The sequence below is a fragment of the Aeromicrobium sp. genome (assembly GCF_049587115.1).
Taxonomy (GTDB): domain Bacteria; phylum Actinomycetota; class Actinomycetes; order Propionibacteriales; family Nocardioidaceae; genus Aeromicrobium.
Genome location: NZ_JBAVDI010000010.1, coordinates 20,697 through 47,218, shown reverse-complemented (window position 1 = coordinate 47,218; position 26,522 = coordinate 20,697). Strand labels below are relative to the sequence as shown.

The window sequence follows — 26,522 nt, the reverse complement described above, 5'->3', positions numbered from 1 at the left end:
CGGGTGCTCTAGTCTGACCTGATGCGCGACTACACCTATCCGGCCACGATCATCACGGCCAAGGCCTTGTTCAAGGCATTCGGGATGAAGTTCCAGATGTCCGGGACCGAGCACATTCCGCGCACCGGGGGAGCGATCCTTGCGGCCAATCACATTGGGTACGTCGACTTCATCTTCGACGGTCTCGCCGCACAACCCAGCAATCGACTCGTGCGATTCATGGCCAAACGGGATGCCTTCGAGCACAAGATCTCCGGGCCGATCATGCGGTCGTTCCACCACATCTCGGTCGATCGCGATCACGGCCAGGCGTCATACGACCAGGCGGTCGAATACGCGCGCAATGGCGAGATCGTCGGAATCTTCCCCGAGGCAACGATCAGCCGCTCTTTCGAGATCAAGGAGCTCAAGACCGGAGCCGTCCGCATGGCGGCCGAGGCGGGCGTGCCCCTGATCCCGATGGTCACCTGGGGAACGCAGCTGCTCAAGACCAAGGATCACGAGCCCGACCTGAAGCGGCGTGGACGGACGATTGGACTGCACGTCGGTGAGCCGCTCGAGGTCACAGGAGACGATCCGGTTGCCGAGACCATGCTCCTGCGGGACGCCATGAGCGCCCTGCTGGACAAGGCGATCACCGAGTATCCCGTCAGCCCGGAGGGGCAGTGGTGGGCGCCCGCGCGTCACGGCGGCACGGCGCCGACCTTGGCGGAGGCAGCGAAGCTCGACGAGCAGGAGCTCAGCGATCGCGCGGCGAGGCGAGCTTCGAGGAACGAGCAGTCCTGATGGCGGACGCCGCCCGGAATTGATACCGGCCGCGGCGCCGGAAGTCGCTGCCTCAGTCGCCGACCGCTCCGTCGGCCATCTCGCGCAGCAGGTCGAGGTGACCATTGTGGCGGGCGGTCTCCTCGATCAGGTGTCCGACGACCCAGCGGACCGTGGGATGGAAGTCCGCGAGCGCCTGCTCGGTCTCGGCGTCGAACGACAGCTCGGCCAGGAGCCTGCGGGTCAGCTGGACCTGGTTGCTGTACCCGTCGATGATCTCCTCGATCGGCAGCGTGAGCCCCTGCTCGAGCTCGCCGTCGGGGTTCTCGTCGCTCCACGGCGCGCGGTCCTCGCGCCCCATGGTGATGACCTCGACCCAGTAATGCTCGTTCCAGCGCAGATGGTGCAGGAGCGAGGCGGGGTTCGTCAACGGAGAGGTCGCCACCGGCGCCTTTCGCGCGAGCTCCTGGCTGAGACCGCGGACCTTGAACAGCGCGGTCTGCTGGACGTACTCCAGGAGCTGCATCTGGACTGAACGCTCATCGCCGGCGGCAGGCGTGTCGGTACGAACCATGCATTCACTCTGCCACGCTGGTCGGCCGCCGGAACCATTGCGCGACCCTGCCACAATGATCTGGTGAGCGAACCCCTGGTGATGGGCATCGAGTCGTCGTGCGACGAGACCGGCGTCGGCATCGTGCGCGGCACTGAACTTCTGGCGCACGCCCTCAGCTCGAGCATGGAGCAGCACGTCCGCTTCGGTGGGGTCGTGCCTGAGGTAGCGAGCCGCGCCCACCTCGAGGCGATGGTTCCGACACTGGAGCAGGCGTACGCCGAATGTGGCGTTCGAGTGCAGGATGTCGACGCCATCGCAGTCACCAGCGGCCCCGGGCTGACCGGTGCGCTGCTGGTGGGGGTCGCCGCAGCCAAGGCCCTCGCACTGGCCCACGACAAGCCGCTCTACGGCGTCAACCACCTCGCGGCGCACGTCGCGGTCGATCAGCTCGATCACGGCCGCTTCGACGAGCGCGTCGTGGCGCTGCTGGTCAGCGGCGGGCACACCGAGATCCTGCTGGTCGACGACATCGTCACCGACATCACGCTCCTGGGCCAGACGATCGACGACGCGGCAGGGGAGGCATTCGACAAGGTTGCCCGGCTGCTCGGCCTGCCCTATCCCGGTGGTCCGCACATCGATCGAGTGGCCCGCGAGGGCGATCCGACCACGATCGCCTTCCCCCGAGGCCTGACGGGGCGGGACCTGGACAAGCATCGTTACGACTTCTCGTTCTCCGGACTCAAGAGCGCCGTGGCCCGGCACGTTCAGCACGAGGACCGGATGGGGCGCAGATTCGCGGTCGCCGACATCGCGGCATCGTTCCAGGACTCGGTGTGTGACGTGCTGACGAGCAAGGCAATCGCGGCGTGCCTCGACCATGACGTCGAGACACTGATCATCGGCGGTGGGGTGGCAGCCAATGGCCGACTCCGGCACCTGGCCGAGGAACGCGCAGCCAAGGCCGGCATCCAGGTCCGCGTGCCGCGCATGGGCTTGTGCACCGACAACGGTGCGATGGTCGCTGCGCTAGGGGCCGAGGTCGTGCGCCGTGGAGTAGCGCCGTCGTCGCTGGACCTGCCGGTCGACTCGAGCATGCCGGTGATCCAGGTCGTGGCGGCGTAGCGGATGGCGCACCCAACTGACGGCGGGCGTCAGCGTGCCGCCGTCAGGATGACCCTTGCGCTCATGCTGGTCCTCGGCGGCGCGGGCTGGGCGGCTGAGATTGCGGGCCCCGGCGACGAGCGCACCACCCCAGCGGTGGTGTCCCCGACGACCACTGCGCCGACAGCCGAGCCCGCTCCCGAACCGGTCGGCTGGGTGCCGACCGATGCCGAGCGGGCCAGCGGTGCGTCGCTGGCAGCAGAACTGAGTCTGGACGAGCTCGCCGGTCAGCTCATCGTGGCGAGAAGCTTCTCCCACGAGTCGTCTCTCGCCCTCGTGCGGGACAAGCACTTTGCAGGGGTCATGGTCACGGGCCAGCAGATCCTCGACGTCACGACGAACGATCCGCTCGACCAGGTCAAGGCGTTCAACCAAGAGCTCCAGGACGCAGGTGAGGGGCGCGGTTATCCCGTCATGGTGCCGATCGATCAGGAGGGCGGCCTCGTGGCCCGGTTGACCGATCCGTTGACCACCTTCCCGACCTTCATGTCGGCCGGTGCGGCGATCACTGGCCACGGCCGCGACGGTGAGCTGGCCGTCACCGCGGCAGCACGCGCTTCCGGTGCCGAGCTGCGAGCAGCGGGCTACAACATGGTCTTCGCGCCGAGCGGTGACATCACGATCGGTCCGGCCGACCCGATCATCGGTAGTCGCTCGGCCGGGTCCGATCCCGACATCGTGGCGCGCGCCGTCGTCGCGGCGATCGACGGGTACTCCGACGCAGGTCTCATCTCGGCGGTGAAGCACTTCCCGGGCCACAACGTCGCGACCGACAGCCACCGTGGACTGCCGGTCCTCGACAGCGACCGAAGTCGCCTGCGCAATCACGATCTCGTCCCGTTCGTGGCGGCGATCAGCGCTGCAGCGCCCGGAATCATGACGGGTCACCTCGATGTGCCGTTGATCGAGCGGGGGGTTCCGGCTTCACTGTCCTACAAGGCTGTGACGAAGGGACTGCGAGACGACCTCGGCTACGACGGCATCGTGATCAGCGACTCGCTGGGGATGGGCGCAGTGATGTCCCGCCACCCCGGAGGCGATGCCACCGTCGCGGCGCTCAAGGCTGGCAGTGACCTGGCCCTGATGCCTGCCGACAACGAACAGGCCCATGCCGCTGTCCTGAAAGCGCTCAAGTCCGGCGAGCTTCCGGAGCAGCAGGCCCGCAAGTCTGCGGCCCGGGTGATCGCCCACCTGTTGCACGTGCAGCAGCTCCAGACGCTGCCCGGCACCCCAGGGAGCCATACCGAGGAGTCCGAGGCGCTCAGCGCCCTGGCGGCAACCGTGGTCGCCCACCCGTGCCCCGTGCCGGCGGTGACGGCGATCGTCCCGACCGGCCAGGCGTCGGCCGTGGCCGCCTTCCGGACGGCCGCGCAGGAGCTGGGTCTGCCACTGGGTGCTGGGACGTCGATCGCTTTCCTGGGCCCGGGCTACCGGTCGGCCAGCGCCGACATCGTGGTGTCGACCGACACCCCGTATGGGCTGGCGAGCAGCGCAGCGCCCACGAAGGTTGCTCTGTACGGAGCCGACGTGCCCGCGATGCGGGCCCTCGTCAAGATCCTGCTCGGGCGGCAGCGCGCTCTCGGTCGGCTGCCCGTCGAGGTCGGGCTCCCGGCCACGACCCGCTGCTAGAAGGTTCGACGGAATCGCACGACCTGGCCCGGTCGGACCTGGGCGAGCCGGTCGCCGTGCGTGTCGGCCACGACGGCCATGACTGGATAACCGCCCGTCACAGGATGATCGGGGCCCAGGACGATGGGCTGACCGTCGGACGCGATCTGGATGCTTCCGCGGACACACGGCTCGCTGGGCAGCTCGTCGTGCCGTGATCGTTCGAGAGTGGCACCGACGAGGCGGACGCCGATGCGGCTGGAGTCCGGGCTGACCTGCCACGAGTGCTGCAGCAGCAGTCGGACGGCCTCAGGTGTGAACCAGTCGTCGCGCGGACCCAACATCACGTCGAGGGTGGCGTCCCCGCTGCTCCCGAGCGGTGGGACGTCCTCCAGATCGGGTATCGCCGAGGACGGCCCAACCGCGAGACGTTCGCCGGATCGAAGGGGAGCGGGGCCGAGCCCCGACAGCGTGTCCGTGGACGCTGAGCCGAGCTCAGAACCCGGGTTGAGCCCCCCGGCGACGCCGACGTACGTGCGCATGCCTGTCGTGGGGATGCCGAGCCGCAGGACCTGTCCGGGTCGCAGCAGGACAGCCCGCCCGTAAGGCGCAGTACGTCCATCCACCGCGATGTCGCTGGAGGCGCCGGTCACCGCGACGGCGTGAGCGGACTCCGCGCGCAGCACGAGCCCGCCCAGGGACTCGATGAGGGGACGGCCGACCGGATTGGCGAGGATCGCGTTGGCCTGCCGGGCCGCACGGCGGTCGAAGGATCCAGACGGGCTGACGCCGAGATGGCCCAGCCCTGGCCGACCCAGGTCCTGGACCAGGCTCAGCGGCCCGGGCAGCTCGACAAGAAGTGTCATGAAGCCACGAACCGTACGGCCATTCCGGGGTGGAGCAGCGCCGGCGGCTCACGTCCGGAGTCCCACATCGTGGTGGCCGTGCGGCCGAGCAGCTGCCACCCGCCGGGCGACTCGCGGGGATAGATCCCACTGAACTCGCCGGCCAGGCCGACAGATCCCGCCGGGACCGAGATCCGGGGCGAGGCTCGTCGCGGCACCTGCAGGCGGCAGTCACCGTCGACCAGGTAGGAGAATCCCGGGGCGAATCCTCCGAACGCCACCCTCCACGAGGAGCCGGTGTGTGCTGCGATCACCTCCCGCGACGTCAGCCCGGTGAGTCGAGCCACCTCGTCGAGGTCCGGGCCGTCGTAGACGACGTCGATCTCGACCTGCTCCACCACTCCCGGGCCAGACGGTTCGGACAGCGAGGTACGTGCGACCAGCGCCCGGAGATCGGCTGGTCTGCCGCGGAGCAGGACGCTGCGCGCTCCGAGCACCACGTCGGCCTCGTTCCGCAGTGCCTCGAACCAGATCTGCGCCTCCGCCAGCGACCCGCAGTCCAGCAGGAGGGCGGTGTCTCCGCACGGTCTGATGTTCACGGTTCGACGCTCGCCAGCTGCGCGCCGGCCGCCTCGAGACCCGTCCGGGCGGCTCGGGCCAGGACCAGGGCGCCGGGGCTGTCGCTGTGAACGCACACCGACTCGACGCTGCCCATCAGTCGAATGGCCTGGGCTGCGACGAGATCCGGGTCATCGAGCACTGCGCCGGGCTCGCTGCGTGGGACGAGGCGCCCCTGGGACGTGTAGGCGCGGTCGGCGAACCCTTCGCGGATGCCCCGGATGCCAGCGGCCTCGGCAATCGCCAGGGAGACCGAACCCGGCAGGCCGAGCAGAGGCAGCTGCTCGGTGAGCGAGATCATGGCGTCGACGACTGCTCGGGCCTGCACCTCGTCATGGACGATCGTGTTGTAGAGCGCGCCGTGCGGCTTGACGTAGGTCAATCGGCCGCCGACCGATCGGACGATGTGGTCGAGCAGATTGATCTGGTCGCGCACCTCGTTGGTCAGCACGTCATCCGGCAGGTCGACGTCCCGGCGGCCAAAGGCTTCGCGATCGGCATAGCCGACCTGTGCACCGATGGCGACGCCGCGTCGTACGGCGGCCTCGCACGTCGCCCGCATCAGATCAGGATCACCCGCATACGCCCCACAGCAGACGTTTGCGCTCGTCACGATGTCGAGCAGCGCGACATCGTGCCCGGACTCCCAGCGCGCCCAGGACTCTCCGAGGTCGGCGTTGAGGTCGATCCGCATGTCCCGAGGGTAGCGCCGCAGTTCATGCCACCCGGTGGTTCAGAGTCGGTCGACCAGAAATGCGCGGCCCTCGCCCAAGACCCGAGTCATGACGACCGTCGCGGTGTTGGGCCCCTTGAGCTTGAGCCTGCGGATGACCTCTTCGGGAACGATGTCGACGCCGCGCTTCTTGATGGTCAGGGTCCCGATTCGTCGGACCTGGAGTGCCGCCTTCAGGGGCTTCTCCCGAAAGGGCAGCTCATCGACGATCCGGAAGCCACGCGCCAGCGGCGTCGGGTGGACGCCGTCTGACGCGATGTACGCGATGTGAGGATCGGGCAGCCAGCCGCCGAGCTTCGCCGCCAGCTCGCTCACGAGCCCGGCGCGGATGACCGCGTCGTCCGGCTCGTAGAGATACGGGCCGACGTCGGCGACCGCGGCCGGCTCACCGGTCGCGACGAGCTCAGCGCCGGAGGGCAGCACGGTGGCTCGTCGGGTTGCGGACGCGAACGGCGCGCCCCAGAGGCATGCCTCGACCAGACTGCCGCGATCGCTGACCCACTCGGCTTCGACGCCGTGTGGGACGACATCGTGAGCCAGACCCGGCATGAGCTTGGCGACGGCCCGTCCGGCCAGCAGATGGCGCACCCAGTCCCATGGTGGCTGCAGCTCCGCGGTCGAGAAGGTGCGCCCGCGGCCGTCCCGGCGCGCGGGGTCGACGAACGCGACCTCGTCGGGTCTGATCGCCGCCTCTCGCACGTCGCCGCAGATGACCTCGCCATCCAGCTCGAGCGCGCCCAGGTTCGCCGTGGCGATGGCCGCTCGTACGGGGTCCAGCTCGACGCCGCGTGCCCGCAAGCCAGCCCGGGCCAGCGCGGCGAGGTCGCCCCCGATGCCGCACCCGAGGTCGACGACGGCGGTCGCACCGTGGGTCCCGAGCCGCGCGGCGCGGTGGTCGGCGACGGACCTGCGGGTCGATTGCTCGAGGGCGTCGTGGGTGAAGTACATCCGGGCGGCGTCGTCCCCGAACTTCGCCACTGCCTTGCCCCGCAGGTGGTTCTGGGTGACCGCGGCTGCCACCAGGCCCGGTACATAGGTCTTGCGGAGTCGGGTCCCGAGCGCCAGATCCGATTCGACTCCGGCCCGCTCGGCGATCTCCGCGAGCAGCAGCTGACCCGCGGGGGTCAGCAGCTGCTCGAATGTCTCAAGATCCATGGAGTGAAGTGTGCCGTGCCGGTCGACCCGACCACCACCAGGAGGGTCGCGGGGAACCGTTCGGCGCGAGCGGCGAGATCCACACGAGCTCGAGAGGGGTCCGGTTAGCAGTCCCTTGGGTCGAGTGCCAGCGGCGTGCTAGATTTCGTATTGGCACTCTCACTATGAGAGTGCCAAGCATCGGTGAGTGCGACCCCCGCGACGGCGCGCCCACCAGCATCCACTGTTCCACCGCCTGAAAGGGGAGGTCGACACGTGTCGGTCACCATCAAGCCGCTCGAGGACCGTCTGGTAATCCAGGCCGTCGAAGCCGAGCAGACCACTGCATCAGGTCTGGTCATCCCGGACACCGCCAAGGAGAAGCCGCAGGAAGGCAATGTCATTGCCGTCGGACCCGGTCGGGTCGACGACAACGGCAACCGCGTTCCGCTGGATGTCGCCGTCGGCGACAAGGTCATCTTCAGCAAGTACGGCGGCACCGAGGTCAAGTACGACGGCCAGGAGTACCTCATCCTGTCCGCTCGCGACGTCCTCGCTGTCGTTTCGTGATCTGATGCCCCGGCGCCCCCACCGAGGGGCGCCGGGGCCTCTCACGTTTCCAGTCGCACCCACATTTTTCGAAAGAAGCTGACATGCCCAAGATTCTCGAATTCGACGAGACCGCCCGCCGCTCGCTCGAGCGCGGCGTCGACAAGCTCGCCAACACCGTCAAGGTGACGCTCGGTCCCAAGGGACGCTACGTCGTGCTGGACAAGAGGTGGGGCGCCCCCACGATCACCAATGACGGGGTGACCGTCGCTCGCGAGATCGAGCTCGACGACCCGTTCGAGAACCTTGGCGCCCAGCTGGCCAAGGAAGTCGCCACCAAGACCAACGACGTCGCCGGTGACGGCACCACGACCGCCACCGTGCTCGCTCAGGCGATGGTCCACGAGGGCCTGCGTGCCGTCGCGGCCGGCGCCAACCCGGTCGGTCTCAAGAAGGGCATCGAGGCCGCCGTGGCAGCCGTGGTCGAGCAGCTCCACACTGTCGCCCGGGATGTCGACGACATCAAGGACATGACCGACGTCGCGACGGTCTCCTCCCGTGACGGTGTCATCGGCTCGCTGATCGCCGAGGCATTCGACAAGGTCGGCAAGGACGGCGTGATCACGGTCGAGGAGTCCAACACGATGGGCACCGAGCTGGAGTTCACCGAGGGCATGCAGTTCGACAAGGGTTATTTGTCGCCCTACATGGTGACCGACACCGAGCGCATGGAGACCGTTCTCGACGATCCGTACATCCTGGTCAACCAGGGCAAGATCTCTTCGGTCAGCGACCTGCTGCCGATCCTGGAGAAGGTCGTCCAGGCGGGCAAGCCGCTGTTCATCATCGCCGAAGACATCGAGGGCGAGGCGCTCTCGACCCTCGTCGTCAACAAGATTCGCGGCACCTTCACCTCGGCGGCAGTCAAGGCTCCCGCCTTCGGTGATCGTCGCAAGGCCATGCTGCAGGACATCGCGACACTGACTGGCGCACAGGTCGTCACCCCGGACGTCGGCCTGAAGCTCGACCAGATCGGCCTCGAGGTGCTGGGCACGGCACGCCGTGTCGTGATCACCAAGGACAACACGACGATCATCGACGGCGGTGGCGACAAGGGCGAGGTCGAGGGTCGCGTGAGCCAGATCAAGGCCGAGATCGAGTCAAGCGACTCGGACTGGGATCGCGAGAAGCTCCAGGAGCGCCTGGCCAAGCTCGCCGGTGGCGTCTGCGTGATCAAGGTCGGTGCGGCCACCGAGGTCGAGCTCAAGGAGAAGAAGCACCGCATCGAAGATGCCGTCTCGGCGACTCGTGCGGCGATCGAGGAGGGCATCGTCGCCGGCGGCGGCTCGGCTCTCGTCCACGCCGTGTCGGTGCTCGACGACAACCTCGGCCTGACCGGCGACGAGGCAGTCGGTGTTCGCATCGTCCGCATCGGTGCTGACGCTCCGCTGGAGTGGATCGCCCGTAATGGCGGCGTCTCCGGCGAGGTTGTCGTCAACAAGGTCCGAGAGACCGGTCAGGGCTACAACGCGGCCACCGAGGAGTACGGCGACCTGGTCGCCCAGGGCGTTCTCGATCCGGTCAAGGTGACGCGCTCGGCGCTGGCCAACGCCGCATCGATCACCGCCATGCTGCTCACGACCGAGACGTTGATCGTCGAGAAGCCCGCTGACGAGGCGGACGACGCGCACGCCGGTCACCAGCACTGATCAGCACCACCTGAGAGCGGGCCGCCCCATCGGGCGGCCCGTTCTCGCTTTCCCCGATACATTCGTGCGATGACCGCAATCCCGCACGACTTCGACGGAGTGCGGGCGGAGCTCGAGCTCCCTTCCGCGACGTCGACAGACAGCTTCCCGCCCGATGTCCTGGCTGAGGCGGCGACGATCGCTGCGGCCCCCCGCGACGACCGCGAGGATGCGACCGAGGTCCCCTTCGTGACGATCGATCCGCCCGGCTCGAAGGATCTGGACCAGGCAGTCTTCCTCGAACGTGTGGGCGACGGCTTCAGGGTCCATTACGCCATCGCCGATCTGGGGTCGGCCATCCCGGCCGGTGGGGCCGTCGACACCGAGGCGCGACGCCGCGGTCAGACGATCTATCTGCCGGACGGGCGCGTCCCACTGCACCCGCCGCTGCTGTCCGAGGGAGAGCTGAGCCTGCTGGCGGGTCAGGATCGTGCGGCCGCAGTCTGGACCATCGAGGTGGGGTCGGACGGGGTCGCCGGTCCCGCCTCCGTGCGTCGCGCGGTCGTGCGCTCGGTCGCGCAGCTGGACTATGAGGGTGTCCAGGCCGCTTTCGATGCCGGCACTCCGCATCCGTCGATCGAACCGCTGGCGGATCTCGGCAGGCTGCGCCTGCAGGTCCGAGTCGAGCGTGGGGCGATCGAGCTCGCACTTCCAGAGCAGGAGGTGGTGCACGTTGGCGACAACTGGCGGGTGCGAATGCGAATCCGGACTGCCGTCGACGCATGGAACGCGGAGATCTCGCTGCTGACCGGGATGGCCGCCGCACAGCTCATGATCGAGGCCCGAATCGGCCTGCTGCGGACACTGCCGCGCGCAGATCACCGGGTCGGCGTGGAGTTCCTGCGCACCGCGAGGGCGCTGGGCGTGCAGGTGCCAGACGGGGCGACTCCGGCGCAGGTCATCGCAGGCCTCGATCCGGACCAGCCGGCCGCGATCGCATTGATGACCGAGGCGACCCGACTGCTTCGTGGCGCTGGCTACGAATCGTTCGACGGCTCGGAGCCCGAGCAGGCCGACCACGCCGGGATCGGCGGACCGTACGCACACGTCACGGCCCCACTGCGCCGGCTGGCCGACCGATTCGGCACCGAGGTGTGCCTCGCGCTGTGCACTGGGAGCAAGGTCCCGGAGTGGGTGCGCGATGCGTTGCCCACCTTGCCGGACATCATGCGCACGTCGGACCAGCGCGCTGCCGGGGCCGATCGTGCGTGCATCGACCTGGCCGAGGTGTGGATGCTCACGGGCCGTATCGGGGAGGCCTTCGAGGGTGTCGTGGTGCACGCCGACGAAACCGGTGGCGAGGTCATGCTGGTCGAGCCGCCGGTCATCGCGCGGTGCATCGGGGCTGGACTGGTCGAGGGGGCACAGGTCAGCGTGGTGCTCAGCACGCTGGATCCGCAGGACCGTGAGATCGAGTTCAGCTACACCGGTGGACGCCCGGCGTCGGCGACATGAGGTGAACGTGCGACGGCGACAGGCATCCGGGGCTACGAGTCGACGCGACGGGTACGCAGACCGGCCATGAAGATGTCGCGCTTGCGAAAGTAGAAGCCGCGACCGACCCACACCTCGTCGATGTCGTAGGCCTTGAGGACGAGGAGGCCCTTGCGATCAGGATGCGCTGCCTGCATCGCGGCGTAGTTGCGCATGTGCGCTGAGCAGTCGAACACCAGTGTGATGGCGAACTCGACCGCGACCGCAGCGTCCTCGGAGAGGAAGCGCTGATCCTGAAGTGACTCGATGTACTTCTCCATCCGGGCCAAGACGCTCGGTGCAGGTCGAGGAATCTGCTGGAAGGCTCGGTCAAGCCCCGGATAGCGTTCGCACATGCGCCACACCGTCTCGGAGATCTCGCTGAGCAGCTCTTCCCACGGCAGGTCGGGCTCAGGCCACGACTCGCGGTCGGCCGCCACGTCGAGTGCCTGCACGAGCAGGTCGTCGCGATCCTCGACGTAGCGATAGAGCCCGGAGTGCGCCACGCCGAGCCGTCGGGCGACTGACGGCATGCTGAAGGTGCCGATCCCGTCGTCGAGTGCGGCTTGCGCGATGGCCTCGACGGTGAGTCCTCGGGGACGTCCGGGCTTGCGGTTCATCGTGTGATCATACCTGCGGTACGGGTCAGGAGCCGTCTGATCCGTCAGTCGCCCGAGCTGCATGCTCCCCGCCCCGGCGACTTCGCCCGGGAGATACCATCAAGCCATGGAGCAGACGGGCATTCCTGACAAGTTCGCATCCCTCGGGCTCACGTACGACGATGTGCTCCTGCTGCCGGGGGAGACTGACGTGATTCCCAGCGAGGTCGACACCACGGCCCGCCTGACCCGCGAGCTTGATCTGCGCATCCCGCTGTTGTCCAGCGCCATGGATACCGTGACCGAGTCGCGCATGGCGATCGCGATGGCGCGCGAGGGTGGGATCGGAGTCCTGCACCGCAATCTGTCGATCGAGGACCAGTCGTACCAGGTCGATCTGGTCAAGCGCACCCAGACCGGCATGATTCCCAACCCCGTCACGATCAATCCGAAGGCGACGCTGGAGGAGCTGGACGAGATCTGCGGCGAGTACCGCGTCTCGGGCCTGCCGGTCGTCGACACCGACAACAAGCTGCTCGGCATCATCACCAACCGCGACCTGCGGTTCGTGCCGGTCGCCGAATGGGCCACCCGCACCGTGGGCGAGATCATGACGCCGATGCCGTTGATCACCGGGCCGGTCGGCATCAGCCGGGAGGATGCGTCCTCGCTGTTGCGGGCGCACAAGCGCGAACGGCTGCCGATCGTCGATGCCGAGGGACACCTTGCCGGGCTGATCACGGTCAAGGACTTCGTCAAGTCCGAGCAGTACCCACTCGCCAGCAAGGCCGAGGATGGACGGTTGCTGGTGGGTGCCGCAGTCGGCTTCTTCGGTGACTCGTGGGAGCGTGCCAACTCGCTGCGGGAAGCCGGCGTCGACGTCATCGTGGTCGACACCGCGCACGGTCACGCCCGACTGCTGTTGGACATGGTGCGTCGAATCAAGGCCGACCGAGCCTTCGACACGGTGCAGGTCATCGGCGGCAACATCGCGACTCGGGCCGGTGCGCAGGCCCTGATCGACGCCGGCGTCGACGCCGTCAAGGTCGGTGTCGGGCCGGGGTCGATCTGCACGACGCGAGTCGTCGCGGGCGTCGGTGTCCCGCAGATCACCGCGGTGTACGAGGCCTCACTGGCCTGCGCTCCGGCTGGCGTGCCGCTGATCGCCGATGGTGGTCTGCAGTACTCCGGGGACATCGCCAAGGCGTTGGTCGCCGGTGCTGACACCGTCATGGTCGGATCTCTGCTGGCCGGCTGCGAGGAGAGCCCCGGCGAGCTCATCTTCATGAACGGCAAGCAGTACAAGAGTTATCGCGGGATGGGCTCGCTCGGGGCGATGGCCTCGCGCGGCAAGCAGTCCTTCTCGAGAGATCGCTACTTCCAGGCCGATGTCGTCAGCGACGACAAGATCGTGCCCGAGGGCATTGAGGGCCAGGTGGCCTATCGCGGCCCCCTGTCAGCGGTCGCGCACCAGCTGGTCGGCGGTCTCCACCAGTCGATGTTCTACGTAGGGTCGCGCACGGTGCCTGAGCTCAAGGATCGCGGCAGGTTCGTCCGGATCACGACGGCGGGGCTCAAGGAGAGCCACCCTCACGACATCCAGATGACCGCCGAGGCTCCGAACTACGCATCGCGCTGAAGCCGGACGGTTGCACTCCGAGGCGTGGTGCGGTCACCGACCGGTGCGACCACCGTTAGCCTCGTGACGTGACCAATCGCAACGTTGCCGTCTTCATCGACGCGGAGAACCTGTTCAAGGGCTACGGCAAGCTCGAGATCCCCGACGTGTCGATGGACGACATCCTCGATCAGCTCGAGAAGGCGGCATCCCGCGAGGCCGGCGCCGGCAGCATCGCGCTGGCTCGCGCGTACGCCGACTGGGGTGCTCTCGGCATCGATGACTACCGCCGGGACGTCGAGCGCAGCGGCGTCGAGCCGATCCAGGTCTTCTCGGTCGGGAAGGCCGACAAGAACGCCGCTGACATCGTGCTGGTCGTGGACTGCCTGCGGGCTGCGGCCGACCTGGAGCACCTCGAGGTCTTCATCATCGTGTCGGCCGATGGGGACTTCGTCCCGCTCGTCCGCCGGCTTCACGAGCTGGACAAGTACGTCATCGGCGCGACGCTGGCTGACCATCCGGTGAACTCGGTGCTGGAGCAGGAGGTCGACCAGTACGTCGCGCTCAAGACCAAACCGACCCCGCCCGCCGCGGGGCTGCAGCCGGTCTTCTCTGCCGAGTCCGCGTCCACGACGTCCCCCGCGAGCAAGCCGGTCGCCAAGAAGGCAGCGAAGAAGGCCGCCAAGCAGCAGCCCGAGCCGGGTTCGCAGGGGGGGGACACGCATCGGCCGCCCGCGAAGAAGCAGGAGCCGAAGCCGACGAAGAAGCAGGAGCCGAAGAAGCAAGAGCCGAAGCCGACGAAGCAGCAGGCGGCCGCGAAGAAGCCGAGCGGAAAGGCCAACTGGCACGAGATGGCCAAGGAGATCTCGGTCGTGCATGCGGGCCCGGCGAAGTCTCCGGAGGACTACAAGAACATCGTCAAGCAGGTTCTGTCGGACCCGAAGGTTCGCAGCTTCTCGGACAAGCTGGCGAATGCTGGCGGAACGCTGCCGATCCTCGCGATGGCTATCAAGGCCGCGGCCCCGCAGCTCAGCCCCTCAGACGCACGGGTGAGCACCCTGTCGCGGGCGCTGCGGTTCGCGCTGGCGGGCACGCAGTACGCATTGGCGCGCGAGAGTGACGATGTCCAGCCGGTACTGGTGCGGCGCACGGCGAATCCGGCCGGGATGTTGTCGGACCTCTCGCTGGACGACATCGAGCGAGGCGTTCAGTAGTCCGGGACCACCACTAGGCTGTACCCATGGCAGATATCGAGATCGGCACGGCCAAACGGGGACGCCGCGCGTACTCCTTCGACGACATCGCGATCGTGCCGAGTCGGCGCACCCGCGACCCCGAAGAGGTCTCGACAGCCTGGCAGATTGACGCCTACCGCTTCGAGCTCCCGGTCGTTGCCGCACCGATGGACTCGGTGATGAGCCCGGAGACCGCGATCGCCCTCGGCAAGCACGGCGGGCTGGGCGTCCTTGACCTGGAAGGTCTGTGGACCCGCTACGAAAACCCCGAAAAGCTGCTCGACGAGGTCGCCGGGGTCGAGGGAGGCCTGGCGACCAGACGGTTGCAGGAGATCTACGCCGAGCCGATCAAGCCGGAGCTCATCACGGCGCGGCTGCAGCAGATGCGCTCGTCGGGGGTGACGGTCGCCGGGTCGTTGTCACCGCAGCGGACCAAGGAGTTTGCCGACGTCGTCGTCGAGGCCGGAGTCGACCTGTTCGTCATCCGCGGCACGACAGTCTCGGCCGAGCACGTCTCAGGACAGACCGAGCCACTCAACCTCAAGGAATTCATCTACGAGCTCGACGTCCCGGTCATCGTGGGCGGATGCGCGACATATCAAGCGGCGCTGCACCTCATGCGGACCGGAGCCGCCGGCGTGCTGGTCGGCTTCGGCGGCGGCGCTGCGCACACCACGCGAAGCGTGCTCGGCATCTCGGTGCCGATGGCGTCGGCAGTCGCGGACGTCGCGGCAGCGCGCCGGGACTACCTGGACGAGTCCGGCGGCCGCTACGTGCACGTCATCGCGGACGGGTCGATCGGTCGCAGCGGCGACATCGCCAAGGCGATAGCCTGCGGCGCTGATGCGGTCATGATCGGCTCACCCTTCGCCCGCGCGGTGGAGGCACCGGGTCGTGGCTTCCACTGGGGGGCAGAGGCGTGGCATCCCGATCTGCCACGTGGCGCCCGGGTCGAGATGGGCACCGTGGGAGATCTTGAGTCGGTGCTGTTCGGGCCGTCCTCGGTGCCGGACGGCACGATGAACCTGATCGGCGCACTGCGCCGGGCGATGGCGACAACCGGATACACCGACCTCAAGGAGTTCCAGCGGGTCGAGGTCGTGATCGGTTGAGCGGCGGCTACGAGCTCGAGCGGGTGCCGTTCGAGCATCCCGATGCCGTGGCGCTGCGCGCCGAGCACGTGGCGTTCGGCGATCAGCTGTACGCGTCGGACCCTGCGGCTGCGCATCGCTCGGGAGCCGAAGGCATCGACCCCAGCTCTGTCGTCACCACCGTCGTCGCGTACGCCGAGGCGGGTCCGATCGGACACGCATGCCTGCGCCGTCTGGACGGTCAGCTCGAGATCAAGCGGATGTACGTCGTTCCCGGCAGCCGGGGCTCGGGGGTCGCCGACGCACTGCTGTCGGAGATGGAGGACGCGGCATGCCACGAGGGCGCCCAGCGCATCGTGATCCATACGGGCGACCGGCAGCACGCGGCGCTACGGTTCTACGCGCGTCACGGCTACACGCCGATCCCGATCTATCCGCCGTACGAGCAGGCCACCTACTCACTGTGCTTTGAGAAGCTGCTCTGATGCAGGTCGGTTCCATTCACATCCACCCCATCAAGGCCACCGCTCCCGTCGGTCTGACGCACTCCAAGGTTGATCTCGCCGGGCTGCGCGACGACCGGCGCTGGGCGGTGGTCGACCCGTTCGGCAGCCGGCTCAACGCGACGACGCACGATCTGCTGCTGACCGTGACCGCCACGCCGCACACCGACGGGGCGCTGACATTGACGCGATCCGGCTCGGCGCCACTGCATGTGCGGGTCCCGCACGACGGCGAAGAGGTCGCGGTCAATGTCTCGCGCCTGCCGACCATGATCGATGCCGGCGATGAGCCGGCTGCGTGGCTCGGCGCGGTGCTGGGTGAGTCGGTCCGTCTGGTGTGGCAGGACGATCCGGGTCGTAGGCCGATCTCCAACCTGCACGGTGGGCGTGGAGCCGAGCCGATGAACTTGGCCGATGCGGGGCCGTTGCTGGTGGCGACCAGCGCCTCGCTGGCCCAGCTCGATGCGTGGATCGCCGAGGATCACGAAGCCGAGCCGATGGTCATGAGCCGGTTCCGACCCAACATCGTGATCGATGGCTCTGCCACCCCGTTCGTCGAGGACCACTGGCGGCACATCCACATCGGGGAGGTGGCGTTCCGGTTTGCCGAGCACTGCGATCGATGTGTCGTCACGACGATCGACCCGGTGACCTTGGCGCACGGCAAAGAGCCAATCCGGGCGCTGGCACGACACCGAAGGTGGGACGGCAAGACGTGGTTCGGCATCCGGGTGGTCCCGTTGGAGACCGGCACGGTGTCGGTCGGGGACCCCGTCATCGCGTCCTGACTAAATTCGCTCGAGCGTGCGGCTGCGGCCGGCTGGTGACACGAGCCGTCAGTGTTCTAGCATGGTGAGGCTTGCCTTATCGGCAAGGCAAGCACCTCTGATCCGAAGGAATCCTGCATGAGGCAGTTCATGGCGCTGGTCGTCGTTGCGACCGTCACCCTGGGCGTCGGCGCGTGCGCCAAGGACGCCGGCTCCTCCGGCTCGTCCAGCTCCCTGACGGTCGACGCGGGGGATTCGTCGTGCATCATCTCGGAGACCGAGCTCGAGGCCGGCGAGTCCACGTTCAAGGTCACCAACACCGGCAACAAGGTCACGGAGTTCTACCTGTACGCCAGCGGTGACCGGATCGTGGGCGAAGTCGAGAACATCGGGCCGGGGCTGTCACGAACGTTGGTGGTCAACCTGGCTCAGGGCAGCTATGAAGGTGCCTGCAAGCCCGGCATGACCGGTGACGGCATTCGGCAGAAGCTCACAGTCGTCGGCTAGTCCGCAGTGTCGCGCTGCGGCTGGAGGGGCCGGGGGCACAGCGCGCGGCAGCCATTCGTCGTTGGCCATGCGCCACCGTCGATGTCATACTTTGAGTATGCCGCGATCCTCGCGGGCTTCTGGAGGAGGAAACGCCGTGCCTGAGTTCGATCACGACGTCGTTGTCATTGGTTCTGGTTTCGGTGGCAGCGTCTCGGCTCTTCGCCTGACCGAGAAGGGCTACCGGGTTGCGGTGCTCGAGGCTGGCAAGCGGTTCGCGGACAAGGACTTCGCCACGAGCTCGTGGCGGCTGCGCAAGTTCCTCTGGATGCCGCAGATCGGGTGCTACGGCATCCAGCGCATCGACAAGCTCAAGGACGTCCTGATCCTTTCGGGCGCCGGGGTCGGCGGTGGATCGCTGGTCTACGCCAACACGCTTTACGAGCCGCTCGACCCGTTCTACCGGGACACCGCGTGGGGCCACATCACGGACTGGAAGTCTGAGCTCGCGCCGTACTACGACCAGGCCAAGCGGATGCTGGGCGTCACGGTCTATCCGTACGTGTCACCGGCCGACGAGATCGTCAAGAAGGTCGCTGAGCAGATGGGTGTCGGCGGTACGTTTCATCACACGCCCGTCGGGGTCTACTTCGGTCAGCCGGGCGAGAAGGTTGCCGATCCGTACTTCGGCGGCGCCGGCCCCGAACGCAATGCCTGCCTCAACTGTGGTGAGTGCATGACTGGTTGCCGGCACAACGCGAAGAACACCCTGGTGAAGAACTATCTGCATCTCGCCGAGTCCGCCGGGGCGGAGGTTCACCCGATGACGACCGTCACGGCTGTGCGCCCACTGCCTGGTGGTGGCTACGAGATCGAGACCCGGCGAACCAATCGGCGCTTTCGCCCGCACCAGAAGATCACCGCAGAGCAGGTGGTGTTCTCAGCCAGCACGATGGGGACTCAGAAGCTGCTGCACGCCATGAAGGATCAAGGGAATCTGCCACATGTCTCGGACCGGCTCGGCCTGCTGACCCGGACGAACTCGGAGGCCCTCCTGGGCTCGATCGCCGACGGCAAGGATGTCGACTACAGCGAGGGCGTCGCGATCACGTCGTCGTTCCACCCCGACGAGTTCACCCACATCGAGCCGACCCGCTACGGCAAGGGCTCCAACGCAATGTCGCTGATGCAGACTGTCCTGACCGACGGCAGCGGCGACACCCCGCGTTGGCGCGTGTGGCTGAAGGAGATGTGGAAGCAGAAGCGCAACCTGCTCAAGCTGTACGACCTGCGGCACTGGTCGGAGCGGACGATCATCGCGCTGGTCATGCAGACGCACGACAACTCGATCACGACGTACACCAAGCGCGGCATCACCGGCCGACGCAAGCTGACGTCCAAGCAGGGCCACGGCGCTCCCAACCCAGCATTCATCGAGCCCGGTCACCGCGCTGTGCAGATGATGGCCGAGGAGATGGGCGGCACCCCCGGGGGCACGATCGGGGAGCCGTTCAACGTGCCGCTCACGGCTCACTTCATGGGCGGTTGCGCGATCGGCGACTCGCCGGAGACCGGCGTCGTCGACCCTTATCAACGACTCTTCGGCCACCCCGGCCTCCACGTCGCCGACGGTTCGGCGATCACCGCCAACCTCGGCGTCAACCCCTCGCTGACGATCACGGCCCAGACGGAGCGGGCCATGTCGTACTGGCCCAACAAGGGAGAGCCGGACGTGCGGCCGGCCGTCGGCGAGCCGTACCGCTCGGTGGACCCGATTGCGCCAAAGCACCCGGTGGTCCCGGCGGACGCTCCTGCTGCACTGAGACTGCCGATCGTCGGCGTGTCCTGACGGCCAGCCGCTCGCTCGCGGGCCGCAGACCGTCCCGTGACGCACATGTCCCGTAACGCACAGAGCCCGACCGGGAGGGAGCTCACGGGTCGGGCCCTGTTGTGCCACGAGGAGCAGCACATGATCTAACGGGAGGGAGTGTTGTTAGATCCACTCTGTAAAACGACCCCGCTCTCGCATGGTTACGACGTTTCACCACTTATTTTCGGGCCGATAGGATGTGCCACGTGACCGCTGATCATGACCTTGTTCTCGTCGTCGATTTCGGCGCGCAGTACGCCCAGCTGATCGCGCGCCGCGTGCGGGAGGCTCAGGTCAACTCCGAGATCGTCCCGCACACCATGCCGGTCGCGGAGATGTTGTCCAAGCAGCCTGCCGCGATCATCCTGTCCGGTGGGCCGTCGTCGGTCTACGAGTCCGGTGCGCCGCGGCTCGACGCCACGTTGTTCGACGCCGAAGTCCCCGTCTTCGGTATCTGCTACGGCTTCATGGCGATGGCGCAGGCTTTGGGCGGCAACGTCGCCCACACCGGACAGCGAGAGTACGGCCGGACATCGGTCGACGTCCTCGAGCCCGGCACCCTGCTCGCCGGACTTCCCGAGACGCTCACCTCCTGGATGTCCCACGGCGACGAGGTGGTCGCTGCCCCGGAGGGGTTCGTCGTCAACGCCAATTCCGCGGGCGCGACCGTTGCCGCGTTCGAGGACACCGGCCGCAGACTCGCCGGCGTCCAGTGGCACCCCGAGGTCTTGCACAGTGAGCATGGTCAGCGGATCCTCGAGTCGTTCCTCGTCGACATCGCCGGTTGTCGGCAGACCTGGACCAGCAGCAACATCGTCGAGGAGCAGGTCGCGCTGATCCGGGCCGAGGTGGGCGATGCGCGGGTGATCTGTGGACTGTCCGGCGGCGTCGACTCCGCGGTGGCCGCAGCGCTCGTGCAGCAGGCGATCGGCGACCAGCTCACGTGTGTGTTCGTCGATCACGGCTTGCTGCGTGAGGGCGAGGCCGAGCAGGTCGAGACCGACTACGTCAAGGCGACCGGCGTGGACCTCAAGGTTGTCGAGGCGAGCGAGCAGTTCCTGGGATTTCTTGCCGGCGTCTCCGATCCGGAGGTCAAGCGCAAGATCATCGGCCGCGAGTTCATCCGCACATTCGAACAGGCGGAGCGCGAAGTGCTGGCGACGCCGGGTCCGCCGGTGCGATTCCTCGTGCAGGGCACGCTCTATCCCGACGTGGTCGAATCCGGCGGCGGCGAGGGCGCCGCCAACATCAAGAGCCACCACAACGTCGGCGGACTGCCCGAGGACCTGGAGTTCAGTCTGATCGAGCCACTTCGCACGCTGTTCAAGGACGAGGTGCGCGACGTCGGCCGCCAGCTGGGCCTGCCCGAGGGCATCGTCGGGCGCCACCCATTCCCCGGACCGGGCCTGGCGATCCGCATCGTCGGCGCGGTCGACGCCGAACGGCTGCGGATCCTCCGCGAGGCCGATGCGATCGTTCGCGCGGAGACCACAGCCGCAGGGCTCGATGGCAAGATCTGGCAGTTTCCCGTGGTGCTGCTCGCCGACGTCCGCTCGGTGGGGGTCCAGGGCGACGGTCGCACGTACGGTCATCCTGTCGTGCTGCGACCGGTCAGCAGCGAGGACGCCATGACAGCCGACTGGAGCCGACTCCCGTACGAGGTCCTCGAGCGCATCTCGACCCGCATCACCAACGAGGTCGACGAGGTCAACCGGGTTGTCCTGGACATCACCAGCAAGCCGCCCGGCACGATCGAGTGGGAGTGATCGCTCCCGGGCTTGTTAGGATCTGGGCATTCGATCAGAAGGAATCGCCGTGAGCCAGACCGCCGCGCAGAGGCCCAAGAAGGCGCTTCTGATCGTTGTCGCGCTCGGTCTTGTCGCGGTGGTGGCCTTCGCGCTGTGGCGTCTGGGCCGAGACGACCAGGCGACGCCACTGTCGGCAGGCACGCAGGGCACGACAGAGCCGTTCACCACGATCCCGACGTCCGAGGCGACCACGTCGAAGCGCGCCCCGAAGGCGACGGCCGCACCGACCTGCGAGGGTCCGGGCACCCTGTTCAACGTCGAGGGTGTCGAGCAGGACAGCCTGCTTCCGGACTGTGGCGTCACCCCAGTCTCCACCGGGCAGCAGCAGAAGTCCGGGCTCGGACTGGGCTGCGGCGGCACCTACCCCGTGATCCTCTACAAGACGACGACCACGAACGCGAAGACCTCGATCTGCGGCAAGGACGCCTCGGGCGAGTCCTTTCGGTTCGTCACCAGACCGACCGGCGGTGAGGTCATCGATCTTCCGGGCAGCTACGCATCGCAGCTCGACGCGTTCGTGGCCAAGCAGAATGGCACCTCGTTCACCGTGCAGGCCTATGACGGCACGCTGCTGATCAGGAAGAACGGCTCGACCACGACGCAGAAGTCCTCGGAGTTCATCTCCTTGGACAACGAGTCTGACTACGACTGATCCTCGTTCTGGTGGTCGGTTCGACACCTCTCATTGCCTCAGGGTCTGTTCGAGATCCCGGTGTCGGGCGCAGCAAACGGGCCCGCAGCCGTCGTGCGGTTTGTCGGCCCTCGACAGGGGTACGACCACGGCATGCAGGAATCACTCACGCAGTGTGCGCCGTGACGTCGAACCGGCGCATGATCACCGCGACGCCGGACGAGGTCTGGGACGTGCTGGCCGACGGCTGGCTCTATCCGCTCTGGGTCGTGGGGGCGACCAGAATTCGGGACGTCGATGAGGACTGGCCCGCAAAGGGCAGTCGCATCCACCACTCGGTCGGCGTGTGGCCGGTGATGATCGACGACCACACCAGAGTGCTCGCTGCCGTCCCAGGACGATCGATCACGTTGCGCGCCCGGGCGTGGCCGATGGGTGAGGCTGACGTCGTCATCCGTCTGGAGGACGTCGGAGTGCAGACCGAGGTCACGATCGAGGAGGAGGTCGTGGCAGGTCCGGGCAAGGCCATACCTGCGCCGATCACAGGACTGTCGCTGAAGTGGCGCAACGTCGAGACGCTGCGGCGACTTGCCTTCGTGGTCGAGGGCCGGCGGGGCACCTCCCACACCTAGGCCGGTTGGTTCAGGTCGGCCGACGACGCTCCCTCTGCCGGTGGGAGTTCTAGGGCCTGGTCCGGTCGGGCAGCACCTTGTGGGTGCCATCGCACCATGGCTGGGTGCTGGACTTGCCGCACCGGCACAGGGCGCTGACCGGGCGCCGGGTTGGGTGGAGCAGGCCGTCGGCGTCCTCGATCAGATGATCTCCGCGAATCAGCATGGGTCCGCCCGGGCAGAGGATCACGTCCGGATGCTCGATCCGGTGGTCGTCGGTCACGCCGCCCACTGCTCGAGCATCCGGCGGGCGTAGCGATCGGCCAGGTCCAAGCAGGTGAACGCCCCGAACATCACGTCGTCGACCAGCTGTGGTTCGGCTTCGACCAGTGACCCGCAGATCGTCCGTACCGCGAGCTGCTCGTGAACCGCATCGGCCTCGACATGCTCCGCGTAGTACGCCACGATCTCTGCGGGGAAACCGAGCCGGGCCAGACCTTGCGCCATGCGCCGCGACGGCAGCGAGCTGGTGGCCTCGAAGGCCGCGAGATGGCCCAGGGCCGCGGCCCTCAGGCGACGGTGCAGTCCGAACAGCGACATGGCGTTGTTCTCCTCCAGCGTCTCGACCGGGACGTCATCGATGTACGCGCCATAGTCCGAGCGCAGACCAGAGGCGTCCAGTCCGAGCGCGAAGAGATGTCCGTGCAGCCGGTTGGGGTCACCGCCGCCATATTCGTCGAATTGCAGCTCCATCAGCGCTGCTTTCGGGACGGTCGGGAGCCGCGGAACTACCCATGCGACCGGATCGGACTCCTTGAGATGGTAGATCGTGCGGTGCCGGAGCAGCTCCAGTACCTCGTCGCGGTCAGCGTGGCGCTGCACGTGCGTCGCCAGCGAGGCGCCGTCGTGCGCTTCGACGAAGGCGAAGAAGTGCTCCGCGAACGGGGCCTCGGATGGCGTGACCCGGTGGCGGCGACGCAGCGTGTGTTCGAACTCGGTCTCCAGATCATTGCGCAGCTCGAGGACGCCCGGGTGCCACTCCATCATGTCGTCGACGTCCTCGAAGCCGCTGTAGTGCAGCTCGTACATCGCCCACAGCCCGATCTGGGCGTCGTCGTGATCGGTGGGGTTGATGCCCCTGACCCCCGAGATCTGGTCACCACCCTGGCGGAGTGCGTCGAACAATGTCTGGCTCAGGTCGCCGCGCGCCTTCGGGAGCAGCATCGGGGTCCTCATCGTGGTGGCCAACAGCCATCGATGCACGTGGCACATGACCGGGCGGAACAGGTCGGCACGGACGTACCCCTTCGCGGACCCGACAAACAGCCAGACCAACGATTGTTGCGAGGTGCTCCGACTGCTGTCGGAGGGATTTTCACAGCCTTACCCACAGATTGTGGACTAGTCAATTCGAACTAATCGTGTAGTCAGTTGTGACTGGGGTCACACAGTGGGGGATGTGGTTGCGGCGCGAGTGATCGGCTCCACGGGTAGCCTGCGGTCATGCCGGACGTCGCGCTCGCCGCGCCCAACGAGGCTGCAGCCGACGCGGGTGAGCAGGTGGCCCGGTCCGGAGGCAACGCGGTCGACGCCGCGCTGGCAGCGGCCCTGGTCACGATGGTGAACGAGGTCGGCATCGTCTCGCTGAGCTCAGGGGGGTTCATCACGGTACAACCCGCTGACGGCAGCCCACCACAGACTGTTGACGGTTGGATGGACATGCCCGGCCGGGGCCGCGACCTCGGGGGTGGCACCTGGGACATCGAGACGGCGTACGGCGGCGGGGTCACCGTCACGATCGGGCCGGGGTCCGTCGCCGCGCACGGGTCTCTTGCCGCGTTCGGCGAAGCACACAGCAGGTGGGGGAGCGTCCCGTGGCGGGAGATCGTGGCGCCAGCGATCGCGGTCGCCCGAGGCGGTTTCCGACTGGGATCGGCCTCTCGCTACTACCTGGAGTACGTCCACGACGACATCTTCGGCTGGGATCCACAGAGCCGCGCCGCGGTCCACGACGCGGACGGCGAGCTCGAGACCGGGCTCATCGTTCTGCCTGATCTGGTCGGCTCCCTCGAATTGATCGCGAGCGACGGTCCCCGAGTCCTGCACACCGGCGACCTGGCCAGCCTGATCAGCGCGGACGTGCTGGACCGAGGCGGGATCCTGGCCCCGGACGATCTCGCCGCCTACCGCCCGGTGGTTCGCCCAGCCCTGCTCGCGACGGTAGGGGACTGGACCTTCGGCACCAATCCGCCACCTTCGGTCGGTGGCGTGTGCATCGCGGCGATGCTGCGCCTGCTGGAAGGGCGGCCGAACGCGCACTGGGACGCCGAGGATGTCGCTCACCTCGTTCGGGTGCAGCGAGCGGTGCTGGGCCACCGGCTCGAAGTGCTCGACCACAGCGACGACCTCGAGCGCGACGCCGCGGCATACCTGCGCCTTGTCGACCGCAACCATCTCGCGGTGCTGGAATCCGGCTCGACGGCACACATTTCAGCGACCGACAGCGATGGCGGGGCATGCGCGGTGACGGTGTCCTCGGGATACAGCTCCGGCATGATCGCCAAGGGCACCGGAATCTGGCTCAACAACTGCCTGGGTGAACAGGAGCTCAACGCCGGTGGTCTGCACGGGCTGCAGCCCGGTGCTCGGCTGCTGTCGAACATGGCACCGACCGTTGGCCACCACGTCGATGGCTCTGTCCTTGCGATCGGCTCGCCCGGTGCTGACCGGATCACGACCGCGATCGTGCAGGCGCTCGCTGGATTCGTGGGCGGGATGGGCCTGCAGCAGGCCATCAATCACCCGCGTGTCCACGTTCACCGCGCTGGCCGGATCGAAGAGGTCGTCAAGACCGAGACCGACCTGACGATGTATTACGGCGGCGTGGCAGCGACGCTTCGTCGGCACGACGGACACCTCGTCGCGGCCGCCGACCCCCGTCGCGATGGTGCGATCCGGCTCGTGCGCGCCGCCCCGGATCCCGTACCCGATGCGCTTTGATGGTGGGGTGTCCCTGACACCGCCCATCGTGATCGCCCACCGTGGAGTGCCCGGCGAACGGCTGGAGCACACCCGCCCGTCGTACCTGCTTGCGATCGAGCAGGGTGCCGACTACATCGAGCCGGACGTCGTCAGCACCAAGGACGGTGTCCTGGTGGTCCGCCACGAGAATGAGATCAGCGGCACGACGGACGTCGCGGAACGACCTGAGTTCGTCGAGCGCAAGATCTCCAAGTTCATCGACGGGGTGCCGCACACGGGGTGGTTCACCGAAGACTTCACGCTCGCGGAGATCAAGACCTTGCGGGTGCGCGAGCGGCTACCGGCGCTGCGTCCGCAGAACATCCGGCTGGAGCACGCCGAGCAGATCCTGACCTTTGACGAGGTGCTGCTGATCGCGGAGGAAGCCGGCCGGAGGAGGCCGATCGGGGTGTACGTCGAGACGAAGCATCCGACTTATTTCGCGGGCATCGGTCTGGACCTCAACGACCTGCTGATCGAGGCGCTGGAGCGCCGAGGAGTCAACCGGACCGGCACTCATGTCATCATCCAGTCGATGGAGACCGGCAACCTGCGAGGACTGCGGGACCGGACACCGTTGCCCCTGATCCAGCTGATGGACCGCAAGGGCGCTCCGTACGACTTGATGGATGCTCGTGACCCCCGGACGTATGCGGCCTTGACCTCCCCCGCCGAGCTGGCAGCGATCGCCACCTACGCCGACGGGATCGGGCCCAACAAGAGCCAGGTGATCGCGCGCGACAAGAGGTACCGGCTGGCTGGCGAGACCGGGCTGGTCGGTCGCGCGCACGATGCCGGGCTGCTGGTGCACATCTGGACGATGCGAAGCGAGAACAACTTCCTCCCGACCGAGCTGCGTTCCAGCACCAACAAGGCCGCGCACGGCGACGCGGAGAGCGAGTACCTCTCCTTCTTCGAGGCCGGGGTCGACGGGGTCTTCTCCGACTACACCAAGACCGCCGTGCTGGCGCGCTCCCGGTGGGAGGAGCGCCGCTCGTTGGCCGCCACCCGAGCCACTGCGTAGGCGTCTCCAGATCGCCAAGGAACATCGCCCGAACTCGGCGCGGGCCCCGTTGGGGAGCGCCCCGG

The 26,522-nt window shown here is 67.5% G+C and carries 26 protein-coding genes; 18 read left to right on the top strand and 8 right to left on the bottom strand.

The features are described 5' to 3' along the window. The first annotated feature begins 21 nt into the window (after positions 1 to 21). On the top strand, positions 22 to 786 hold the full coding sequence (locus WB461_RS00975) for a lysophospholipid acyltransferase family protein (RefSeq protein ID WP_423850858.1): 765 nt from the start codon (positions 22 to 24) through the stop codon (positions 784 to 786). A 52-nt stretch (positions 787 to 838) separates the two neighbouring features. On the opposite strand, the gene WB461_RS00970 is transcribed toward WB461_RS00975, so the two are convergent. Continuing rightward, positions 839 to 1,339: a DUF664 domain-containing protein gene (locus tag WB461_RS00970; protein WP_423850857.1), complete on the bottom strand. Its 501-nt coding sequence runs from the start codon at positions 1,337 to 1,339 to the stop codon at positions 839 to 841. A 63-nt stretch (positions 1,340 to 1,402) separates the two neighbouring features. Between WB461_RS00970 and tsaD the strand changes: the two genes are divergently transcribed. Together tsaD and WB461_RS00960 are read left to right on the top strand one after the other, a co-directional pair. Then, positions 1,403 to 2,446 carry a tRNA (adenosine(37)-N6)-threonylcarbamoyltransferase complex transferase subunit TsaD gene (gene tsaD, locus WB461_RS00965; RefSeq protein WP_423850856.1) on the top strand — a complete coding sequence of 348 codons (1,044 nt, stop codon included), beginning with the start codon at positions 1,403 to 1,405 and terminating at the stop codon, positions 2,444 to 2,446. A gap of 48 nt (positions 2,447 to 2,494) precedes the next feature. Next, positions 2,495 to 4,114 carry a glycoside hydrolase family 3 protein gene (locus tag WB461_RS00960; RefSeq protein ID WP_423850855.1) on the top strand — a complete coding sequence of 540 codons (1,620 nt, stop codon included), beginning with the start codon at positions 2,495 to 2,497 and terminating at the stop codon, positions 4,112 to 4,114. Here WB461_RS00960 and WB461_RS00955 read toward each other — a convergent pair. From WB461_RS00955 to WB461_RS00940, 4 genes are read right to left on the bottom strand one after another with little or no spacing between them, the layout of a single operon-like run. Next, positions 4,111 to 4,959 (bottom strand): biotin-dependent carboxyltransferase family protein, encoded by an 849-nt coding sequence (locus WB461_RS00955; protein ID WP_423850854.1) that lies wholly within the window; start codon positions 4,957 to 4,959, stop codon positions 4,111 to 4,113. The two genes, WB461_RS00960 and WB461_RS00955, sit on opposite strands and share 4 nt — an antisense overlap. Next, positions 4,956 to 5,537: a 5-oxoprolinase subunit B family protein gene (locus tag WB461_RS00950; protein WP_423850853.1), complete on the bottom strand. Its 582-nt coding sequence runs from the start codon at positions 5,535 to 5,537 to the stop codon at positions 4,956 to 4,958. Before WB461_RS00950 ends, WB461_RS00955 begins: the two co-directional genes overlap by 4 nt. Continuing rightward, positions 5,534 to 6,250 carry a LamB/YcsF family protein gene (locus tag WB461_RS00945; protein ID WP_423850852.1) on the bottom strand — a complete coding sequence of 239 codons (717 nt, stop codon included), beginning with the start codon at positions 6,248 to 6,250 and terminating at the stop codon, positions 5,534 to 5,536. The genes WB461_RS00950 and WB461_RS00945 overlap by 4 nt, the downstream gene beginning before the upstream one ends. Positions 6,251 to 6,289: 39 nt before the next feature. Next, a complete protein-coding gene (locus WB461_RS00940; protein ID WP_423850851.1) occupies positions 6,290 to 7,444 on the bottom strand; it encodes a THUMP-like domain-containing protein in 1,155 nt (384 codons plus the stop codon). A 255-nt stretch (positions 7,445 to 7,699) separates the two neighbouring features. Between WB461_RS00940 and groES the strand changes: the two genes are divergently transcribed. The 3 genes from groES to WB461_RS00925 all read left to right on the top strand — a co-directional run bounded on the left by groES (position 7,700) and on the right by WB461_RS00925 (position 11,175). After that, complete coding sequence (gene groES / locus WB461_RS00935) at positions 7,700 to 7,993, top strand: co-chaperone GroES (RefSeq protein ID WP_056209271.1); 294 nt, start codon at positions 7,700 to 7,702, stop codon at positions 7,991 to 7,993. Between the two features lie 83 nt (positions 7,994 to 8,076). Beyond that, positions 8,077 to 9,681 (top strand): chaperonin GroEL, encoded by a 1,605-nt coding sequence (gene groL, locus WB461_RS00930; RefSeq protein ID WP_423850850.1) that lies wholly within the window; start codon positions 8,077 to 8,079, stop codon positions 9,679 to 9,681. Positions 9,682 to 9,750: 69 nt separating this feature from the next. Further along, positions 9,751 to 11,175, top strand: a complete 1,425-nt coding sequence (locus WB461_RS00925) for an RNB domain-containing ribonuclease (protein WP_423850849.1) — start codon at positions 9,751 to 9,753, stop codon at positions 11,173 to 11,175. Positions 11,176 to 11,207: 32 nt separating this feature from the next. Here WB461_RS00925 and WB461_RS00920 read toward each other — a convergent pair whose 3' ends face one another. Next, entirely contained in the window at positions 11,208 to 11,813 is a 606-nt protein-coding gene (locus WB461_RS00920; RefSeq protein WP_423850848.1) for a TetR/AcrR family transcriptional regulator, read from the bottom strand. Positions 11,814 to 11,919: 106 nt separating this feature from the next. On the opposite strand from WB461_RS00920, the gene guaB reads away from it, so the two are divergent. The 10 genes from guaB to WB461_RS00870 all read left to right on the top strand — a co-directional run bounded on the left by guaB (position 11,920) and on the right by WB461_RS00870 (position 22,433). Further along, positions 11,920 to 13,431, top strand: a complete 1,512-nt coding sequence (guaB, locus tag WB461_RS00915; protein WP_423850847.1) for an IMP dehydrogenase — start codon at positions 11,920 to 11,922, stop codon at positions 13,429 to 13,431. A gap of 68 nt (positions 13,432 to 13,499) precedes the next feature. Further along, positions 13,500 to 14,624 carry an NYN domain-containing protein gene (locus WB461_RS00910; RefSeq protein WP_423850846.1) on the top strand — a complete coding sequence of 375 codons (1,125 nt, stop codon included), beginning with the start codon at positions 13,500 to 13,502 and terminating at the stop codon, positions 14,622 to 14,624. Positions 14,625 to 14,650: 26 nt separating this feature from the next. Beyond that, on the top strand, positions 14,651 to 15,757 hold the full coding sequence (locus WB461_RS00905; protein WP_423850845.1) for a GuaB3 family IMP dehydrogenase-related protein: 1,107 nt from the start codon (positions 14,651 to 14,653) through the stop codon (positions 15,755 to 15,757). Continuing rightward, positions 15,754 to 16,221 carry a GNAT family N-acetyltransferase gene (locus WB461_RS00900; protein ID WP_423850844.1) on the top strand — a complete coding sequence of 156 codons (468 nt, stop codon included), beginning with the start codon at positions 15,754 to 15,756 and terminating at the stop codon, positions 16,219 to 16,221. Before WB461_RS00905 ends, WB461_RS00900 begins: the two co-directional genes overlap by 4 nt. Further along, entirely contained in the window at positions 16,221 to 17,027 is an 807-nt protein-coding gene (locus WB461_RS00895) for an MOSC domain-containing protein (RefSeq protein WP_423850843.1), read from the top strand. The genes WB461_RS00900 and WB461_RS00895 overlap by 1 nt, the downstream gene beginning before the upstream one ends. Positions 17,028 to 17,144: 117 nt before the next feature. Then, positions 17,145 to 17,513: a cupredoxin domain-containing protein gene (locus WB461_RS00890; RefSeq protein ID WP_423850842.1), complete on the top strand. Its 369-nt coding sequence runs from the start codon at positions 17,145 to 17,147 to the stop codon at positions 17,511 to 17,513. A gap of 97 nt (positions 17,514 to 17,610) precedes the next feature. Then, a complete protein-coding gene (locus WB461_RS00885; protein ID WP_423850841.1) occupies positions 17,611 to 19,341 on the top strand; it encodes a GMC oxidoreductase in 1,731 nt (576 codons plus the stop codon). 227 nt (positions 19,342 to 19,568) lie between these two features. Next, a complete protein-coding gene (gene guaA, locus WB461_RS00880; RefSeq protein WP_423850840.1) occupies positions 19,569 to 21,128 on the top strand; it encodes a glutamine-hydrolyzing GMP synthase in 1,560 nt (519 codons plus the stop codon). Positions 21,129 to 21,177: 49 nt separating this feature from the next. Then, a complete protein-coding gene (locus tag WB461_RS00875) occupies positions 21,178 to 21,822 on the top strand; it encodes a hypothetical protein (RefSeq protein ID WP_423850839.1) in 645 nt (214 codons plus the stop codon). Between the two features lie 179 nt (positions 21,823 to 22,001). Further along, positions 22,002 to 22,433 carry an SRPBCC family protein gene (locus tag WB461_RS00870; RefSeq protein ID WP_423850838.1) on the top strand — a complete coding sequence of 144 codons (432 nt, stop codon included), beginning with the start codon at positions 22,002 to 22,004 and terminating at the stop codon, positions 22,431 to 22,433. Positions 22,434 to 22,482: 49 nt separating this feature from the next. Here the strand turns inward: WB461_RS00870 and WB461_RS00865 are convergent, their stop codons facing one another. Together WB461_RS00865 and WB461_RS00860 are read right to left on the bottom strand one after the other, a co-directional pair. Then, entirely contained in the window at positions 22,483 to 22,695 is a 213-nt protein-coding gene (locus WB461_RS00865) for a CDGSH iron-sulfur domain-containing protein (RefSeq protein ID WP_423850837.1), read from the bottom strand. Continuing rightward, a complete protein-coding gene (locus tag WB461_RS00860) occupies positions 22,692 to 23,636 on the bottom strand; it encodes an iron-containing redox enzyme family protein (protein WP_423850836.1) in 945 nt (314 codons plus the stop codon). The genes WB461_RS00865 and WB461_RS00860 overlap by 4 nt, the downstream gene beginning before the upstream one ends. 279 nt (positions 23,637 to 23,915) lie before the next feature. Between WB461_RS00860 and WB461_RS00855 the strand changes: the two genes are divergently transcribed. After that, positions 23,916 to 25,412, top strand: a complete 1,497-nt coding sequence (locus tag WB461_RS00855; RefSeq protein WP_423850835.1) for a gamma-glutamyltransferase — start codon at positions 23,916 to 23,918, stop codon at positions 25,410 to 25,412. Between the two features lie 7 nt (positions 25,413 to 25,419). Continuing rightward, positions 25,420 to 26,457 carry a glycerophosphodiester phosphodiesterase gene (locus WB461_RS00850; protein WP_423850834.1) on the top strand — a complete coding sequence of 346 codons (1,038 nt, stop codon included), beginning with the start codon at positions 25,420 to 25,422 and terminating at the stop codon, positions 26,455 to 26,457. Positions 26,458 to 26,522 lie beyond the last annotated feature (65 nt).

Coding starts and splice junctions, on each gene's coding strand:
- WB461_RS00975 (WP_423850858.1), top strand. CDS start 22: ATGCGCGACTACACCTATCCGGCCACGATCATCACGGCCAAGGCCTTG.
- WB461_RS00970 (WP_423850857.1), bottom strand. CDS start 1,339: ATGGTTCGTACCGACACGCCTGCCGCCGGCGATGAGCGTTCAGTCCAG.
- WB461_RS00960 (WP_423850855.1), top strand. CDS start 2,495: ATGACCCTTGCGCTCATGCTGGTCCTCGGCGGCGCGGGCTGGGCGGCT.
- WB461_RS00955 (WP_423850854.1), bottom strand. CDS start 4,959: ATGACACTTCTTGTCGAGCTGCCCGGGCCGCTGAGCCTGGTCCAGGAC.
- WB461_RS00945 (WP_423850852.1), bottom strand. CDS start 6,250: ATGCGGATCGACCTCAACGCCGACCTCGGAGAGTCCTGGGCGCGCTGG.
- WB461_RS00940 (WP_423850851.1), bottom strand. CDS start 7,444: ATGGATCTTGAGACATTCGAGCAGCTGCTGACCCCCGCGGGTCAGCTG.
- groL (WP_423850850.1), top strand. CDS start 8,077: ATGCCCAAGATTCTCGAATTCGACGAGACCGCCCGCCGCTCGCTCGAG.
- WB461_RS00925 (WP_423850849.1), top strand. CDS start 9,751: ATGACCGCAATCCCGCACGACTTCGACGGAGTGCGGGCGGAGCTCGAG.
- WB461_RS00920 (WP_423850848.1), bottom strand. CDS start 11,813: ATGAACCGCAAGCCCGGACGTCCCCGAGGACTCACCGTCGAGGCCATC.
- guaB (WP_423850847.1), top strand. CDS start 11,920: ATGGAGCAGACGGGCATTCCTGACAAGTTCGCATCCCTCGGGCTCACG.
- WB461_RS00905 (WP_423850845.1), top strand. CDS start 14,651: ATGGCAGATATCGAGATCGGCACGGCCAAACGGGGACGCCGCGCGTAC.
- WB461_RS00895 (WP_423850843.1), top strand. CDS start 16,221: ATGCAGGTCGGTTCCATTCACATCCACCCCATCAAGGCCACCGCTCCC.
- WB461_RS00890 (WP_423850842.1), top strand. CDS start 17,145: ATGAGGCAGTTCATGGCGCTGGTCGTCGTTGCGACCGTCACCCTGGGC.
- WB461_RS00885 (WP_423850841.1), top strand. CDS start 17,611: ATGCCGCGATCCTCGCGGGCTTCTGGAGGAGGAAACGCCGTGCCTGAG.
- WB461_RS00870 (WP_423850838.1), top strand. CDS start 22,002: ATGATCACCGCGACGCCGGACGAGGTCTGGGACGTGCTGGCCGACGGC.
- WB461_RS00860 (WP_423850836.1), bottom strand. CDS start 23,636: ATGCTGCTCCCGAAGGCGCGCGGCGACCTGAGCCAGACATTGTTCGAC.
- WB461_RS00855 (WP_423850835.1), top strand. CDS start 23,916: ATGCCGGACGTCGCGCTCGCCGCGCCCAACGAGGCTGCAGCCGACGCG.